This window comes from Aliivibrio fischeri, from assembly GCA_038993745.2.
GTDB lineage: Bacteria > Pseudomonadota > Gammaproteobacteria > Enterobacterales > Vibrionaceae > Aliivibrio > Aliivibrio fischeri_B.
On record CP160629.1, the window covers coordinates 725,869 to 742,418 of the forward strand.

17 protein-coding genes and 1 pseudogene are annotated in these 16,550 nt (G+C 39.7%); 1 reads left to right on the top strand and 17 read right to left on the bottom strand.

The genetic code is table 11. The features are described from left to right. The first annotated feature begins 38 nt into the window (after positions 1-38). Entirely contained in the window at positions 39-509 is a 471-nt protein-coding gene (gene nanQ, locus AAFX60_003565; GenBank protein XDF78275.1) for an N-acetylneuraminate anomerase, read from the top strand. A gap of 117 nt (positions 510-626) precedes the next feature. Here the strand turns inward: nanQ and ureG are convergent, their stop codons facing one another. The 17 genes and pseudogenes from ureG to metN form a co-directional block, all read right to left on the bottom strand. Next, on the bottom strand, positions 627-1,247 hold the full coding sequence (ureG, locus tag AAFX60_003570; GenBank protein XDF78276.1) for an urease accessory protein UreG: 621 nt from the start codon (positions 1,245-1,247) through the stop codon (positions 627-629). Between the two features lie 9 nt (positions 1,248-1,256). After that, positions 1,257-1,922, bottom strand: a complete 666-nt coding sequence (locus tag AAFX60_003575; GenBank protein XDF78277.1) for an urease accessory protein UreF — start codon at positions 1,920-1,922, stop codon at positions 1,257-1,259. Between the two features lie 11 nt (positions 1,923-1,933). Further along, positions 1,934-2,425, bottom strand: coding sequence for an urease accessory protein UreE (ureE, locus tag AAFX60_003580; protein ID XDF78278.1), 492 nt, complete (start codon positions 2,423-2,425; stop codon positions 1,934-1,936). 61 nt (positions 2,426-2,486) lie between these two features. Beyond that, positions 2,487-4,190: an urease subunit alpha gene (gene ureC / locus AAFX60_003585; protein XDF78279.1), complete on the bottom strand. Its 1,704-nt coding sequence runs from the start codon at positions 4,188-4,190 to the stop codon at positions 2,487-2,489. Beyond that, positions 4,190-4,546 carry an urease subunit beta gene (locus AAFX60_003590; GenBank protein XDF78280.1) on the bottom strand — a complete coding sequence of 119 codons (357 nt, stop codon included), beginning with the start codon at positions 4,544-4,546 and terminating at the stop codon, positions 4,190-4,192. Before AAFX60_003590 ends, ureC begins: the two co-directional genes overlap by 1 nt. A 10-nt stretch (positions 4,547-4,556) precedes the next feature. Then, entirely contained in the window at positions 4,557-4,859 is a 303-nt protein-coding gene (ureA, locus tag AAFX60_003595; GenBank protein ID XDF78281.1) for an urease subunit gamma, read from the bottom strand. Positions 4,860-4,875: 16 nt separating this feature from the next. Continuing rightward, complete coding sequence (locus AAFX60_003600; protein ID XDF78282.1) at positions 4,876-5,739, bottom strand: urease accessory protein UreD; 864 nt, start codon at positions 5,737-5,739, stop codon at positions 4,876-4,878. Between the two features lie 369 nt (positions 5,740-6,108). Beyond that, a complete protein-coding gene (locus AAFX60_003605) occupies positions 6,109-6,696 on the bottom strand; it encodes an ATP-binding cassette domain-containing protein (GenBank protein ID XDF78283.1) in 588 nt (195 codons plus the stop codon). Position 6,697: 1 nt separating this feature from the next. Continuing rightward, positions 6,698-7,450, bottom strand: coding sequence for an ATP-binding cassette domain-containing protein (locus AAFX60_003610; protein XDF78284.1), 753 nt, complete (start codon positions 7,448-7,450; stop codon positions 6,698-6,700). Further along, positions 7,440-8,204 (bottom strand): ABC transporter permease, encoded by a 765-nt coding sequence (locus AAFX60_003615; GenBank protein XDF78285.1) that lies wholly within the window; start codon positions 8,202-8,204, stop codon positions 7,440-7,442. Before AAFX60_003615 ends, AAFX60_003610 begins: the two co-directional genes overlap by 11 nt. An 18-nt stretch (positions 8,205-8,222) precedes the next feature. Further along, positions 8,223-9,206, bottom strand: a complete 984-nt coding sequence (locus AAFX60_003620; protein ID XDF78286.1) for an ABC transporter permease — start codon at positions 9,204-9,206, stop codon at positions 8,223-8,225. After that, a complete protein-coding gene (locus AAFX60_003625; protein ID XDF78287.1) occupies positions 9,197-10,804 on the bottom strand; it encodes an ABC transporter substrate-binding protein in 1,608 nt (535 codons plus the stop codon). The genes AAFX60_003620 and AAFX60_003625 overlap by 10 nt, the downstream gene beginning before the upstream one ends. A gap of 418 nt (positions 10,805-11,222) precedes the next feature. Next, positions 11,223-12,938 (bottom strand): proline--tRNA ligase, encoded by a 1,716-nt coding sequence (locus AAFX60_003630; GenBank protein ID XDF78288.1) that lies wholly within the window; start codon positions 12,936-12,938, stop codon positions 11,223-11,225. A gap of 148 nt (positions 12,939-13,086) precedes the next feature. Then, on the bottom strand, positions 13,087-13,800 hold the full coding sequence (tsaA, locus tag AAFX60_003635; protein ID XDF78289.1) for a tRNA (N6-threonylcarbamoyladenosine(37)-N6)-methyltransferase TrmO: 714 nt from the start codon (positions 13,798-13,800) through the stop codon (positions 13,087-13,089). A gap of 79 nt (positions 13,801-13,879) precedes the next feature. Continuing rightward, positions 13,880-14,689 carry a MetQ/NlpA family lipoprotein gene (locus AAFX60_003640; GenBank protein ID XDF78290.1) on the bottom strand — a complete coding sequence of 270 codons (810 nt, stop codon included), beginning with the start codon at positions 14,687-14,689 and terminating at the stop codon, positions 13,880-13,882. A gap of 38 nt (positions 14,690-14,727) precedes the next feature. Next, positions 14,728-15,405, bottom strand: a complete 678-nt coding sequence (locus tag AAFX60_003645; GenBank protein ID XDF78291.1) for a methionine ABC transporter permease — start codon at positions 15,403-15,405, stop codon at positions 14,728-14,730. Next, positions 15,395-16,428 (bottom strand): annotated as a pseudogene (metN, locus tag AAFX60_003650) (methionine ABC transporter ATP-binding protein MetN). Before metN ends, AAFX60_003645 begins: the two are co-directional and overlap by 11 nt. Between the last annotated feature and the right edge of the window lie 122 nt (positions 16,429-16,550).

Below are 16,550 nucleotides of genomic sequence, written 5' to 3' on the forward strand. Positions count from 1 at the left end.
GCCTTTGTTTTTATAAAGGCTCTTTTAAGGACAGTGTTATGATTTATGGTCATATTGAGCACCAAAAAACAAATCAGTATTTACCACGTGTTATTCAGCAGTGTTTGGCGTATTTAAATGAAACAGATTTAGAAACATTGCCAACAGGAAAACACATTATTGATGGTGAGAACATTTTTGCTAATGTCATGGAGTTTGAAACGGGTGATGCAAGTGGCAAACAGGCTGAAGTGCATAAAGAATACGTTGATGTGCAGTGCTTAATTCGTGGTGAAGAGCGTATCCAATATTCATTAGAAGATGAGGTTAATCCAATAGCTAAACCTTATGATGAAGAAAATGATTTTTACTTAGTTGAAAGTATGAATCAATGTAATGACGTGATTATGCATCCTAAAATGTTTGCCGTGTTCTTACCTGAAGAACCGCATAAACCGGGGTGTATTGTGTCTCAATCTGGATTGATTAAGAAGATAGTGATTAAAGTGCACCGTAGTTTGTTAGCTTAATTAATTGAAAATAAAAGCCCTGATACGTACTTAGTTATGGCATAAGTAGTATCAGGGCTTTGTCTTATTTAGGAAGGTTTATATTGATGCTTTTTTATCGCAATTTGTTTAGCGTCATTATTTTGCGTCTAGCATGCCGCGATCAACGATGAACTCGATGATTTTATCTAAACCAACGCCTTCTTTAAGGTTTGCAAACACGTATGGACGGGTTGGACGCATACGTGCCGTGTCAGATTCCATCACTTCAAGAGAAGCGCCAACATACGGTGCTAAGTCGATTTTATTGATGATCAATAAATCCGATTTTGTGATACCAGGGCCACCTTTACGAGGGATCTTCTCACCTTCAGCAACGTCAATCACATAGATGGTTAAGTCCGCTAGCTCTGGGCTAAACGTTGCACTTAGGTTGTCGCCGCCACTTTCTACAAAAACAACATCAAGGTTTTTATGGCGTTGTGCTAACTCTTCAACTGCCGCTAAGTTCATTGATGCATCTTCACGAATGGCAGTGTGAGGACAGCCACCGGTTTCTACACCAATGATACGGTCCGCATCTAGTGCTTCAGCTTGAGTTAGGATCTTAGCGTCTTCTTGCGTGTAGATATCGTTGGTTACTACAGCGATTTGGTATGTATCGCGCAGTGTCTTACATAGTATTTCTAATAGTGCTGTTTTGCCTGAACCAACAGGGCCACCAACACCAATACGTAACGGTTGTTTGTAATCTTGCATTTTATTTTCTCACGATCTAAATAGTCGAGTGTATTGGCTCTCGTGTCGAGAACTTGCCAATACTTGCGCTGGGGTGAAGCTACCTATCAGGTGTTCAGGCCAGTGCTGTGATTTTTCTACTGCTTGCGGGATAACATCAGCCATTTCTAATAGCAGTTGTTGTCCGGCACTTTGTCCTAATGGAACCAATTTAATGCCGACAATAACGGCATTCTCTAACCATCCCCACGCATACGCTGCAGCGAGTTTGGTTGGTGTTAAGTTCCAATGGTTAGCGGCTAACGCAAAAGCAGCTACTTGAGTTTGTTTTACCATTGGTAGGGTGGTTTGATTTAACTCAATCCCTAATTTTGGCAATAACATAGAGAAAGCGAGTCCTCTTTGTCTCTCTTCAAGGCGTAACTCTTTAGTTTCTCGATTGGCGATAATAAAATCACACCAATCTTGAGCTTGTTGCCACTCTTCTTGCTGCAATAACTGAGTTAATTTGGCTAAAACAGGCAGCTCTAGGGTAGCTAGACTGTCCATTAATTGATTACTTAACCAATGCTTTAGCTCTGTCACATTGGTTACCCAGCCTTTTTCAATCGCCCATTCTAAACCTTGTGAATAGGTGAATGAGCCAACGGGTAACGATGGGCTAATTAATTGGTAGAGCCGTAAATCCTCTAACACAATGACAGCCCTTAGTGGTGATGACCATCGTGTGAGCCTGCGCTTGAGCCACCGTAAGCACCTGGCTCTGGTTGGTATTTCGCTTGCTCTACTTTTACGTTTAACCCTAAGCGTTGCACCATGTCATCAAGTACGTGATCGTGTAGGTAACGGCACCAACCAGCTTCAACTTGTAGAGGAACGTGACGGTTTCCTAAGTGATAACATGCTTTTGCAAGTAATAATAAGTCGTCACTGTAAACCGTTGATACGGTCTCTTCAGCTGCTGTGATCATTGCTTGAACACCATCGTCACTTTCAATGATATCGTGCTCTTTTAATACGGTTCCACGAGGTAAAAACAGCCCCGCTTCAGAGCCATCACTTAACATCACTTTTAAACGACTTTTAGTGCGCTCTTGCATCGTTAGGCAAATGGTTAGTTCAGTTGTGTTATGAGCATGCTCTTCATTGTGATGATGCTCATCATGGTGGTGATGTACAAGATGAGTAAATTTAATCATGATTGTTCACTCTAAAAGGCGCCCCGCTGGTAAATAGGTAGAAAATCAGCGAGGCAGAGGGTTAGAATAAGAAATAACGTTGTGCCATTGGTAGCTCTGTAGCTGGTTCGCATACAAGAGGAACGCCATCGGCTTTTACTTCATAAGTTTGACTGTCTAGTTCAATGTTTGGTGTATAGCTGTTATGAATCATCGATTTTTTCGAGATATTACGACAACTTTTTACTTCACCAATTTGGCTTTGTAGATTCAACTTCTCAGGCACACCCGCTTCGATGCTTGCTTGAGATAGGAAGATCATTGAAGACTTGAATTTCGCTTTACCGTAACAGGCGAACATTGGACGATAATGTACAGGCTGTGGTGTTGGGATTGCCGCATTAATGTCTCCCATTGGGGCGTAAGCGACTAGACCACTTTTCATTACAAGTGCCGGTTTTACACCAAAAAATGCGGGATTCCATAATACTAAATCAGCCAGTTTACCTTTTTCAACAGAGCCAACTTCATGTGAAATACCATGAGCAATCGCTGGGTTGATGGTGTATTTAGCCACATAACGCTTAATTCGTTCGTTGTCGTTATGCTCGTTATCACCTTCTAAAATGCCACGTTGAAGTTTCATTTTATTCGCACACTGCCAAGTACGAATGATCACTTCACCAACACGGCCCATTGCTTGTGAGTCCGATGACATCACAGAAATTGCGCCCATATCGTGAAGGATATCTTCAGCGGCAATGGTTTCACGACGAATACGAGATTCAGCAAAAGCGACATCTTCTGGAATAGAAGGATCTAAGTGATGGCAAACCATCAACATATCCAAATGTTCATCAACGGTATTGATGGTGTATGGCATGGTTGGATTGGTTGATGCTGGTAAAATATTAGGTTCACCAACAGACTTAATTACATCAGGAGCGTGACCGCCGCCAGCACCTTCGGTGTGGAATACGTGAATAACACGATCGCCAATGGCTTTAACGGTCTCTTCGTAAAAACCACCTTCATTTAAGGTATCTGAGTGAATGGCAATTTGAATGTCCATTTCATCAGCCACATTTAAACAGTTATGAATAGCCGCAGGGGTTGCGCCCCAGTCTTCATGGATTTTTAACCCCATTGCACCAGCTTCAATTTGTTCACGTAGTGCTTCAGGTTTACTTACGCAGCCTTTACCAAATAGACCAACGTTAATAGGTAAATCATCAACCGCTTCTAGCATACGGTGTATGTTCCAAATACCCGGTGTTACCGTGGTTGCGTTGGTACCAGCAACTGGACCTGTACCGCCACCAATAAAGGTAGTGACGCCAGAGGTTAAACCTTCTTCTGCTTGTTGAGGGCAGATAAAATGAATATGCGTATCAACACCGCCAGCGGTAATAATTTTGCCTTCACCAGCCACAACCTCGGTTGCTGGGCCAACGACGATATCGACATTCGGTTGAACATCGGGATTACCTGCTTTACCAATACCAAAGATACGACCATCTTTAATACCGATATCAGCTTTTACAATACCCCAGTGATCGAGAATTAATGCGTTAGTAATAACCACATCAACACATTCACTATTAACCACTTGGCTTTGACCCATGCCATCGCGGATCACTTTACCGCCGCCGAATTTCACTTCTTCGCCGTAGGTTGTAAAATCTTTTTCTACTTCTAAAAACAGTTCAGTATCAGCTAGACGAAGGCGATCGCCTGTTGTAGGTCCAAACATATTGGCATAAGCAGTACGAGAAATATGTGCCATTACTTCACCTCTTTATCGTCAGGAATTGTTGTAGTGATATGCTCATCGACATTACCCATGATTGCAGCTTGGAAACCGTAAATTTCACGCTTGCCTGCAAACTCAACCAATTCAATTGTTCGACGTTGACCGGGTTCAAAACGAATAGCCATTCCTGCTGGGATATTTAAACGGAAGCCTTTGGTTGGTTCACGATCGAAATGAAGCGCTTCATTGACTTCATAAAAGTGATAATGAGAGCCAACTTGAATAGGGCGGTCACCATAATTAGCGACAGAAAGTGTTTGTGTTGTTCGACCTACGTTCAATTCGATTTGACCAAGGTCATCATTCACTCTTAATTCTCCAGGGATCATGATTTGCTCCTTAAACAATTGGCTCATGAATTGAAACAAGCTTAGTGCCGTCAGGGAAAGTACATTCCACTTGAACGTCAGGGATCATTTCCGGTACGCCTTCCATTACATCATCTGCGGTTAAAATGGTACGACCGTAGTTCATAAGATCAGCTACTGTGCGACCATCACGAGCACCTTCCATAATCTCAAAGCAAATTAAAGCCACAGCTTCTGGATAATTCAGTTTTAATCCACGGGCTTTACGTCTTTCAGCTATCATGCCAGCAGAGGCAAGCAGCAGTTTGTCTTTTTCTCTTGGTGTTAATTCCATAGCGATTCCAACTTAATTATGTCGCCCAGATTCGTGGGACTTCGGGTAATTTGCCTAACCAATGCTGACGAGTGTGTTGCCATAAAGTGCTAAAGCACGCCATCATAGGTTCTGTTTGGTGACCTAAATAACGAATAACCAGTAAGCCATCAATCTCAGTAATCCCACAAATAGGGTTGCTACTGCCAAATAACTCAGGTTGTTCATGGAAATTTTCATCAATCAGTGTTCTTAATTTTTCTTCTAGTGCTTCTGAGGCTGGGTAAATATAAAGGTTGCCAAGCATGGGATAGTGCCTCATGCCTGCTGCGTGTTTTATTTCATCAATTGAATCAATGTACATCGACTCAGATAGCAGCAGTTGATCATCTACTTTGATATTGGTTCTGCCAGTAACAAATCCATTTTCAAATATTTCATTCAGAACAGGGCGACCAAAACAGTTCATTTCCCATCCAATAAAATGCGCATTCTTATGAAGCTCAACTTGAGTTTTTAATTGAGCCTGACTATCAGGAAAGAAGATATTTTCTTGAGGTAACCACTCTAAAAATCCATCACTTTCAACCGTGAGGTTCTGTGTTTGTGAAGAGATAGCTCCTGAACTGCGATAAAACTTAGTCGCACCTGGTGTCGTTAAAAGTGAGTGAGCCAGTGGTGATACATGAATATTGATATTGAGTTGATCGCCACCGACTACGCCGCCAGGAGGATGAAGTAAGTAGGTGTGAGCGACACCTGTTTCAGGATAAAAAGGGCGCTGCACCATTAAAGGGCCAACTTGTTCTCGATGAACCAGTTTGGTATTTGTCCCTCTTTTTTCATAGAAAAGGGAAATATCAGCTAACCAACCTGAAGATGATGTATTTATTTTTGGCATAACTAACCCTGCCGATATAGCATATTTCTTGAAGAAGAAAGAATGAAAATAAATAGCGTACGTCTCCAGTTTAAAACTAGAGAAATAAGTATTCGGAATAAATTTTAATTGCCTAAATCTAGGCAGTGTCGAGTGAATTACTCTGGTTTAAATTAAAGAAAATTTACTTTGTGTAAACATGAATATGAATAAATAAATTGTCTTTAGATAAGATGTTTTGAACGATTTACCCTGCGGATATTAATCCTATAATTTGTACTTGGCAATAGATAAATAACGAAAAAACGCACTTTTTTAATTCGTTTTTTTTATTAAAAATAAAAAGAAAATTTGTTCTTTTATTTGAGAGAAATAACAGAAGACTTCTTCTTAATTTATAGTAACTATTTTTTTACAAATGGAATTGAGTAAGTGTTTTTCGTGTGAAATAACTAGGAGTCCTATATTTCTCTTTTCTTGTAAAATCAATAATTGCTTCCAAATCGATTGCTGAGTTATTGAATCAAGTTGAGCGGTGATTTCATCACATAACAAATATTGAGTACTAGGCGTAAGGGCTCGAAGTAAAGCCAAGCGTTGCAACTGTCCACCAGATAATTCTGTAGGAAAACGACTTAACCATTGTTTATCAATATCAAATTGACATAGAAGGTGTTCAAAGTCATGTTCTTGAAAGCTTTCTTTTAATGATTTAAGTATGTGCCACTTAGGATTAAAAGCCAGCTCAGGATGTTGGCCAACCCATTGGACTGGATTAGGTGCTTTTTTTCCATAGACAGGAACGTTAAGTTCTCCCATTTTGGGTTTGATAAATCCCGCTAATACCATTGCAAGGGTTGATTTACCTGAGCCACTCACACCATTTAATCCAAGTTTTTCTCCTTTATGGAGGTTGATATTGGGTAGTGCGAGTGCTTTTTCTTGGTATTCGACTGTCGCATTAGTTAAAGAGATCATATCAACTCCAGTTTTTGGGTAGGGCATGCCATAGTGCTTGACTGTATGCATTACTATCTCCGTTTATAATATGGGTTGGTGTTGTGTATTCGCTAGAAGGTACGACATCATCTCTGCTGCTATCTAGAACCAATATATGATCCGCAATATTGATAACATGAGATAAATCATGACTAACGATAATGACTGTCTTTCCATCTGTATGAGCAAGATGCTGGTAATGCCCAAAAAGAGGTTCACTGTATTCGTCATTAATCCCGCAGCTTGGTTCATCAGCAATCAATATGTCTGGTTGTTGGATAAAGGCCAGTGCTGAAAGTACGCGTTTTGCCATCCCTCCTGATAATTGGTATGGGTAGAGCTCTGCCACGGAAAAAGGCAGTTGTGCATGAGCTAATGCTTCACGGACCTTGTCTTTATTCTTACGAGTAAGCCATGAGTTTTTCGGAATAAATTGTGATAGTTGTTGGCCTATTTTAGTTGTTGGGTTTAATGCATTACGACTTTGAGCAGCCAACGCTAACCGTGCCCCCTGTGCTATTTGGATATCTCCTGAGAGGGTAAAGTCATCAGAAAGATCTTGCATGATTGCATTAATTAATGAGCTTTTTCCGCTGCCACTCGCTCCTATTATGCCGAGAATTTCACCTTGCTTTAAAGACAGTGATAGATTAGAAAATAAAGGTGTTTTATCTGCTATTAATCTGATTTCTAACGCTTTTAACTCAAGTACTATGCTGTTTTTATTTTTCATATGACTTACCAATTGATATTAATAGCAATGAGCTTATTACTAACATAATCCCCGGAAACAGAGCTAACCACCACTGTCCACTGAGTAGGTATTGGCTAGCTTCTGATAGCATACCGCCCATAGAGGGGGTTGAGGGATCGATACCAAAACCTAAAAAAGTGAGCCCAGCCCCATGAACTAATGCTTGAGGGTATAACAGCAACATACCAATTAACATTTGAGGAAAAACGTGAGGTGTTATGTGAACCACATAAGTATGTACTTTTGAATGACCAAACGATAACGAATGTAAGACGTAAGGCTTTTTCCTAAGCTGTTCTATCTCAACTTTTAATAGACGTGTCAGTTTTGGCCAATGACTCAATGTAATAGCAATGACAAGCCCTTCAAATCCACCGCCAACTAATACGGATAGTACAATCATGACTAGGATGTGTGGAAGAGAGCTCCATACATCAACAAGAAGGTTAATGATGTTATTCAGTGTATTGTTGATATTACCAATTAAAGCTAAGCAGAGAGAAAGCACAGTACATAAAACAGAAGATATTCCTCCCATAGCAAGACTAAACAATAGAGCCTTTAATGTACGGCTAAATACATCTCTTCCAAGCCAATCTGTGCCAAACCAGTCGAGTGAATTTGGTGCGATGTTTCGATTAAATAAATTAATGGTTTCGCCATTGTTTTGCCAAGTAATGGAAATCAGAATTAATATGCAAAACAATAATAAAGGAAGGTGCTTTTTAAGCATGGAACATCCCCTTTAAAATTAAAACGATGTCGATAACGAAAGTCGTTTACTTAATAATGATGCAGTCGCATTACCAATAAAAACAAATAGAGCGCAGCATAATGTAATACCGAGTAATAGAGGAGTATCACCGCTTAGTCCCGCTTGCACTAGGGTTTGACCCAACCCAGGGAAGTTAAATACCGTTTCAATAATGACTGAGCCACTGAATAATTCTGAAAAACCTGCCAGTTGAATAACAATCGCCGGTATTAACGTATTTCTTAGTAAGTGAAAACGAACAATCGATAAGGTCGATAACCCATGAATACGAGCGTATTTCACATGTTGGCTTTGAGCGACTTCAATAACCTTCTCTTTGGTATGCAAAATGATTGGAGCGATTAATCCAAGTGTTAGTGTTATTAATGGCAAAATAAAGTATGGGATTTTGTCATAAAAGGAAATTGATTCAGGAGATACCCCAATCGGGGCTAAGCCACCAACGGGTAACCAAATCAATTTAACGGCAAAAATCGTAATTAAGAGTAAGCCAATCCAAAAGCTTGGTATTGAATTTACCATTAGTGCTAATTGTGTAATGATTTTGCTTAATATTGCCTTTGGCTTTAACCCAATAACAAGACCAATCCCGTAACCTAAAATCAGGGCAACTAGGCTAGCACTTCCCATTAAAATAAAAGAGTAGCGACTGCGTTGCCAGATGATTTGGCTAACCTCTTCTTGACGGTGATACGAGTAACCTAATTCACCAGATAACAAAGCGTGACCAAATGTCATTATTTGCTCAAGAATAGATTGGTTTAATCCGAGCTGTTCGATTAACTGTGCTTTTTGTTCACCAAATACGGCAAGCACGTTTCCATTAAAATATTGAGCAATAGGATCGATTGGGAGAAACGCAATCAATAAGCTAATAATCAATAAAGCCAAGCAAAGTTGCAGTAGTAAGCGTGTGATACTAAAGCAAACAATGCGTGACTGCTGAGAGTTTAACGACACTGCCAACGCCATTCTTCAATATTTGCAGTTAAAGGCCAGCCGTGATCATGAGGCTCAGTAATTGGTAATCCTAAATTCAAACAGCTATCAGCCATATATAAGTGATTAATATTAACTAACCACGTCCAAGGGCGATCTTGCTGAATTTGTTTTTGAGCTTGTTGCCAAAAAGGAATTGATTCATCCCAAGTATCTGCTTTTAATGCGTTATCAATAGCTAAATCAACTTCAGGGTTACTATAGCCACCTGAATTATAAAAATCAGTATGAGCAAAATCAGAATGATAAACATAATTTACCTCGCTTGCAGAATGACTACCAAACCCCATAAGAACAGGTGTTGTTGTCATTTGTAGAGCAATGGCGTTCCACTCTAAACCTTTGACGGTTACTTCTATTCCAATTTGATTTGCCATTGAGCTAATGGCTAAAGCTAATTGCTCTCGCACACTATCTCCAGCTTTATAAAGAAGGGTAAAAGAAGCTTCATAACCTTGTTTATCGATAGTGCCATTGTTATTACTGTCACTCCATCCTGCTTGTTTAAGTAGTGTAGTGATATGCGCTAAATTAACAGGGGTAGGTACAATTGATGTGGTATCTAACCCCCATGGCATATTATCTGCGAGTGAGTAGGCTGGTGTAGCATAGCCATCCAGTAATTTTTCTACGATCAATTGTTTGTCGATAAGGCATTCAAATGCTTCACGAATTGCAGGATCTGAGCTTACAAATGTCATGTCTGAGCCTTTATGATGACTCATAGGCCAAACAATACCTCGGTTGTCTAGTGTAGGTACTGACCATAGTTTGTAATTACTGATGCTCTGATTCGCATAACGTTGAGGTATCACACTCAAATGAAGTTGATGTGTTTTTAGCTGAATAAATCGTGATTCTTCGCTTCCAAATACGGCAACGATATTTTTGAATTTTGGCTTTTTAGCGTAATAGTAAGGGTTTAAACTCATGCTTACGTATTGGCCTTTTTCCCATTTATTTAAGATGTAAGGACCAGACCCCATAGGTAATGCGCCATATTTTGTCGGGCTATCAGAACGTAGTTGATAATATTTTTTTGGAACGATACCGATAGAAGATAGGCGATCTAAAAAGGTGATATCACATCGCTTTAAATGAAAAGCGACGGAAGTCAGCGTTAATGGTTCAGCCATTTCTAACGCACTTAAATCGTGAGTACTACCTTGTGCTAAGATTTGATTAAAGGTAAACGCAACGTCTTCTGCTGTTAATGGTGTACCGTTACTAAAAACAACATCATCACGAAGAGTGACGATCCAAGTTAATTTATTGTTAGTTAGACGCCATTTAGTTGCTAAATCGCCAACAAAATTTAAGTTTTTATCTCTTTTTAATAACGTCGATTGGAAGAGTGGATTACCGTACTTACCCCACCCAAGAATTGGGTCAAATCCAGTGTTCGGTTCGCTGCCAAGAGCAACTTTTAAGGTTTCTGGGTATTTAGAGAGGGATGATGTCGCTAACGTAACAAAGCTTGTCATCGTTAGTAAGGTGCAAATAAATAGAGAAAGAATACGTGTTTTTTTTCTATTCATTTTATTCAGTAATGTATTCACAACTTTTTTCCAATATAAAAGAAGTAGTGCAGGCAAATGAGAGAATGCATTTACGAACTGCATTAGAAATTAAGTGGCGATCTCACTTTATCTTCAATATAAAAATTATATTTGAGGCAATACAAAGCACCTTATATAAAGGCAACGATTCATTAGTAGTTAGAGTACTAAAGATGCAAAGATAAATAATATCAGATCGAATTTGATGTTATTAACAAATAGAAGGTTAAAAACATCTGTAAATAAAAATCACAAGCCGTAGAACAACGGTAAAAAAAGAGAGTGACTTTGTTGGAGCGGATTCTATCAGTAGATGTAAAGTAATCAAGAAATAAATCAATGAAACTAAAATTATTTTATAGATATAAAAAAGGCTAAGTAAATTTACTTAGCCTTTGGTATTTAATACGTGATTAAATTAGCTTAATTGCGCTTTAATGTGCTCAACAATGTTTGCCATTTCAACCGCTTCTTTCGTATTTGCACGACGGTTCTTATACTCAAAGTGACCTTCGTCCATGCTACGATCACCGATAACGATCGTGTGTGGAATACCGATAAGCTCGATGTCCTTAAACATAACACCTGGGCGTTCTTTACGGTCATCGAATAGAACTTCGATACCCATTGCTGTTAATTCAGCATACAGTTTTTCAGCTGCTTCTTTAACACGCTCAGATTTGTGCATGTTCATAGGAACGATAGCAACCGTAAATGGTGCAATCGCTTCTGGCCATACAATGCCGTATTCGTCGTTGTTTTGTTCAATAGCTGATGCAACAACACGTGATACACCGATACCGTAACAACCCATTTCTAGAATTACGTTCTTACCGTTTGCATCTAGAACGCCACAGTTCATTGCTTCTGAGTAGGCTGTACCTAATTGGAAGATGTGACCAACTTCGATACCACGTTTAAGTTGTAGCGTACCTTTACCACATGGGCTTGGATCACCTTCAACTACGTTACGTAAATCTTCAACTTGACCTAGTTGTACATCACGATCCCAGTTCACACCAAAGAAGTGTTTACCATCGATGTTTGCACCTGTGCCAAAGTCACTCATTACAGCAACTGAACGGTCAACGATGAATGGAAGTTCTAGGCCAACAGGACCAAGAGAACCTGCGCCTGCACCAATTAGGTCACGAAGTTGTGCTTCGTCAGCCATTTCTAGTGGAGAAGCAACCTGTGGAAGGTTTTCAGCTTTAACTTCGTTAAGCTCGTGATCACCACGGATGATAAGTGCGATAATATCAGCATCAACTTCATCAGACGCTTTAACAAACAGTGTTTTTACTGTTTTTTCAATCGCAATACCGTGTTGCTCAACTAATTCTGCAATCGTTTTTGCGTTTGGTGTATCAACGGTTGTCATCTCTTGAGTAGGAGCTGCACGTTCTGTTGTTGGTGCTACTGCTTCTGCTTTTTCGATGTTTGCTGCGTAATCAGATTCTGTTGAGAATGCGATTAAATCTTCACCGCTTTCTGCAAGTACGTGGAACTCTTGAGAACCACTACCACCGATAGCACCAGAGTCAGCTAGTACTGGACGGTATTCAAGACCCATACGGTCGAATGCTTTACAGTATGCATCGTGCATTGCATCGTAAGACTTTTGTAGGCCTTCTTTGTCGATGTCAAAGCTGTATGCATCCATCATGCAGAATTCACGAGCACGCATTACGCCAAAACGTGGACGACGTTCGTCACGGAATTTAGTTTGAATTTGGTACAGGTTTAGCGGAAGTTGTTTGTAAGAGCTAACTTCGTTACGAACAAGGCTAGTGATAACTTCTTCAGCTGTTGGACTAAGTACAAACGGACGAACATGACGGTCAGTAAAACGAAGTAGTTCAGGGCCCATTTTTTCTGAGCGGCCTGTTTCTTCCCAAAGTTCAAATGGTTGAACTACGGGCATCAATGTTTCGATTGCACCTGCATTGTCGATCTCTTGACGAACGATGTTTTCGACTTTACGCAGTACACGTAGACCAGTAGGTAGCCAAGTATATAAACCTGAAGCCAGTCTACGAATCATACCTGCACGTAGCATAAGCTGGTGGCTTACTACTTCTGCGTCGTTTGGAGTCTCCTTCAGTGTTGAAAGAAGGTATTTGCTAGTGCGCATGTTTTCATCCATTTGTTAGTTATGAATATTGGAATAGCTCGATTTAAACAGTTAAACCGAGAGTTCAACCTTAGTATAGAGTCTGTTCTCTTAAGAATGGGCTCAAATCTAAAATTAAGCCCTATATAATATCAGCCCTAAAGCGATCTCAAAAGCGATCAATTGCAGTAACTGTAATAGAATTGCTTTCAACAAGGAATTTTACGTTTAAATCAAACAAATTTACGGCGTATTCTTTGTTATCGACTTTTCCTTTTTTATAAGCTGGACGGGGATCTTGTCCTAGTACCTCTTTGATCACCGCCTCTATCTCTCTTCTTTGTGGGTGAGAACTCAGTGATTTTTGTGCATCGATGGATAAAAACACATCCAACACATCAGGTTCTTTATCGGCAAAACCGCCAAGGGCATCGGGAATTGAATCTGAATAGGGGATATAAGGCTTGATATCAATAATTGGCGTATTATCAACTAAATCGACACTGCCTAATTCTAAATAGGTTTGATTCCCTTCCTGGATAACCCCTTTTAATTCTACAGCAGACATACCAATGCCATTTGGACGAAATGTGGCACGAGAAGCGAATACACCAATACGTTCATTCCCTCCTAGTCGTGGTGGACGAACCGTTGGTCTCCAGCCGGCTTCAAGGTTTTGATCAAATAGAAAAAGTAACCATAGGTGAGAGAATTGTTCGATGCCACGAATCGCTTCTGGTGAATTAGCCTCACCGACGAGTTTAATTCTTGATGTGGCACTTGGAGCCAAACGAGGTTGACGAGGTACCGCAAATTTTTCTTTGTAAGGAGATTGAATAAAACCAATAGGGTCGATGTGATAAGTCATTAGGCCATTTTTCATTATTAATATCTTCAGGCATTAAAAAAGGTTGACGCTCTCACGTCAACCTTTTGTGGAATAACTGGTTAAAAGAAGGAGATTACCAACCTTTAACTACGCCACCTTTGAATGTTTTAAGAGCAGCTTGGTAAACTTCTTCAGATTGGTACGCTTTAACAAATGTTTTAACGTTTTCTGAGTTTACGTTGTCTGTACGGCCAACGATTAAGTTTACGTATGGAGACTCTTTATCTTCTACAAAAATACCGTCTTTTTCTGGTACTAGGTTGATGCTACTTGCGTAAGTTGTGTTGATTACAGATAACGCTACATCATCAAGAGAACGAGGCAATTGAGCTGCATCTAATTCAACAATAGTGATGTTTTTAGGGTTAGCCGTAATATCACGAACCGTTGCTGCAAGGCCTGCATCTTCACGAAGAGTAATTAATCCTTGTTGTTGAAGAAGAAGCAGAGAACGACCTAGGTTTGTTGGATCGTTTGGTACGGCGATACGAGCGCCATCTTCAATTTGGTCAACTGATGTTACTTGTTTAGAGTAGCCAGCAATTGGGTATACAAAAGAGTTACCTGCAATTTCAATTTTGTAACCACGATCAGCAACTTGTTGATCTAGGTATGGTTTGTGTTGGAATGCGTTTAGGTCAATAGAACCATCATCCAATGCTGCGTTTGGTGTTACGTAATCTGTAAAAGTAACAAGTTCAACATCAAGACCGTATTGTTCTTTTGCTACTTTAGCTGCAACTTCAGCAACTTGTGCTTCTGCACCTGCCATTACACCCACTTTAATTGAGTTTGTTTTTGCTTCTTCTTGTCCACAACCCGTAAGGATAAGTGTTGATGCTAGGCCAGCAACAGCAGCCAGTTTTTTCAGATTCAATTTCATTATTTACTCCTTAAAAATGAATTCCATATTAAATAAAATTAACGGTGATCGACTTTTTTAACTAAAGCATCACCAACAGATTGAATGATTTGAACCAAAACAATCAGCATAACAACGGTCACTGCCATGATAGTTAAATCATAACGGTGGAAACCATATCGAATAGCAACATCACCTAAACCGCCGCCGCCAACGGTACCTGCCATTGCAGAGTAGCTAACCAGTGTGACTAGTGTGATAGTTACTGAGTTTAAAATAGTTGGTAGTGCTTCTGGAAGCAGTACTTTTGTAATGATTTGCAGTGGTGTTGCGCCCATTGATTGTGCCGCCTCAACCAGACCACTTGGTACTTCGATTAACGCACCTTCAATTAAACGAGCAACAAATGGAATCGCCCCAATGGTTAGTGGAACGATCGCTGCTGTAGTGCCAATAAAGCTACCAACAATCAATTTTGTTACAGGGATAATTGCAACCATTAAAACTAAGAAAGGAACAGAACGTCCTACGTTTACAATCGCACCAAGTACGCTGTTAAACGCGGTGTTTTCCATTAGACCACCTTTTTTAGTGATATGAAGAACAACACCAAGAGGGATACCAATAGCAAAGCCAACGATACCTGCAACCGCAACCATATAAAGGGTTTCGCCAGTTGCGTTTAATAACAGTTTGCTGTTTAAATCAAGCCATGCAGAAATCACATCAAACGACATAACCTAACACCTCTACTTTTACATGATGATTGCGTAAGAACTCAATTGCTTTTTGAGTTGATTCTTGATTACCAAATACTTCAGCAAGCATTAAACCAAATTTAACACCACCGGCATAATCAATGTCTGAGCTTAAGATACTGATATCAATATCGAATTCACGAGAGATTTGACTGATAACAGGAGCATCAACCGTTGAGCCTGTAAATTCTAAACGAATAAGAGGGTAGCTACCTTCAACATAAGTATCTTTCAAGCGAGCTTTGAAATCTTCAGGGATTGATAGATCTAATGTTGCACGAATAAATTCTTGAGCCAGTGCTGTTTTTGGATGCGCAAAAATATCGCTAACAGCCCCTTTCTCAACTAATTCACCGCCACCGATAATTGCTACTTCATGACAGATGTTTTTTACCACTTCCATTTCATGAGTAATAATAAGAATTGTGATACTTAATTTACGGTTTAGATCTTTGATTAGTTCAAGAATTGATTTTGTCGTTGCAGGGTCAAGAGCACTGGTTGCTTCATCACATAGCAGTACTTTTGGATCCGTAGAAAGTGCACGAGCGATAGCAACACGTTGCTTCTGGCCACCACTTAGGTTTGCAGGATAAGTATGGTGTTTATCTGCTAAGCCAACTAAATCTAATAATTCAGTTACTTTCTTTTGAATATCGTGTTTTGATTTTCCGGCAAGTTCTAAAGGTAAAGCAACGTTATCAAATACAGTTCGTGATGCTAAAAGGTTAAAGTGCTGGAAGATCATCCCAATATTACGACGAGCTTTACTTAATTCGCTAGAAGAGAGCTTAGTTAAATCTACACCATCAACAACCACTTCACCATTAGTTGGTCTTTCTAGCATGTTTACACAGCGTATCAGTGTGCTTTTCCCTGCACCCGATGAGCCAATCACACCAAAGATGGTGCCTTGAGCAATATGAAGATTAATATCTTTAAGAGCATTAATTTCCTTTGCTCCTTGATAAAAATCTTATTAACACGGTTTATTTCAATCATGATTCGCCTTGAACTGCATTTCGTAAAAAGATAGTTAACAAAGGTTACAAAACCTGAGCAATCTCTCATTTTTTATGTTTTACTGATGCTATTTCGGATATTGATTTAAGTCAATAGATATT

What these genes read in the sequence shown, in the direction of transcription:
- ureC (XDF78279.1), bottom strand. Translation starts at nt 4,190, where the DNA reads ATGGCACATATTTCTCGTACTGCTTATGCCAATATGTTTGGACCTACA.
- ureA (XDF78281.1), bottom strand. Translation starts at nt 4,859, where the DNA reads ATGGAATTAACACCAAGAGAAAAAGACAAACTGCTGCTTGCCTCTGCT.
- tsaA (XDF78289.1), bottom strand. Translation starts at nt 13,800, where the DNA reads ATGAAAAATGGCCTAATGACTTATCACATCGACCCTATTGGTTTTATT.
- AAFX60_003605 (XDF78283.1), bottom strand. Translation starts at nt 6,696, where the DNA reads ATGATCTCTTTAACTAATGCGACAGTCGAATACCAAGAAAAAGCACTC.
- AAFX60_003640 (XDF78290.1), bottom strand. Translation starts at nt 14,689, where the DNA reads ATGAAATTGAATCTGAAAAAACTGGCTGCTGTTGCTGGCCTAGCATCA.
- AAFX60_003645 (XDF78291.1), bottom strand. Translation starts at nt 15,405, where the DNA reads ATGTCGTTTGATGTGATTTCTGCATGGCTTGATTTAAACAGCAAACTG.
- AAFX60_003600 (XDF78282.1), bottom strand. Translation starts at nt 5,739, where the DNA reads ATGCCAAAAATAAATACATCATCTTCAGGTTGGTTAGCTGATATTTCC.
- nanQ (XDF78275.1), top strand. Translation starts at nt 39, where the DNA reads ATGATTTATGGTCATATTGAGCACCAAAAAACAAATCAGTATTTACCA.
- ureG (XDF78276.1), bottom strand. Translation starts at nt 1,247, where the DNA reads ATGCAAGATTACAAACAACCGTTACGTATTGGTGTTGGTGGCCCTGTT.
- AAFX60_003630 (XDF78288.1), bottom strand. Translation starts at nt 12,938, where the DNA reads ATGCGCACTAGCAAATACCTTCTTTCAACACTGAAGGAGACTCCAAAC.
- AAFX60_003610 (XDF78284.1), bottom strand. Translation starts at nt 7,450, where the DNA reads ATGAAAAATAAAAACAGCATAGTACTTGAGTTAAAAGCGTTAGAAATC.
- AAFX60_003590 (XDF78280.1), bottom strand. Translation starts at nt 4,546, where the DNA reads ATGATCCCTGGAGAATTAAGAGTGAATGATGACCTTGGTCAAATCGAA.
- ureE (XDF78278.1), bottom strand. Translation starts at nt 2,425, where the DNA reads ATGATTAAATTTACTCATCTTGTACATCACCACCATGATGAGCATCAT.
- AAFX60_003615 (XDF78285.1), bottom strand. Translation starts at nt 8,204, where the DNA reads ATGCTTAAAAAGCACCTTCCTTTATTATTGTTTTGCATATTAATTCTG.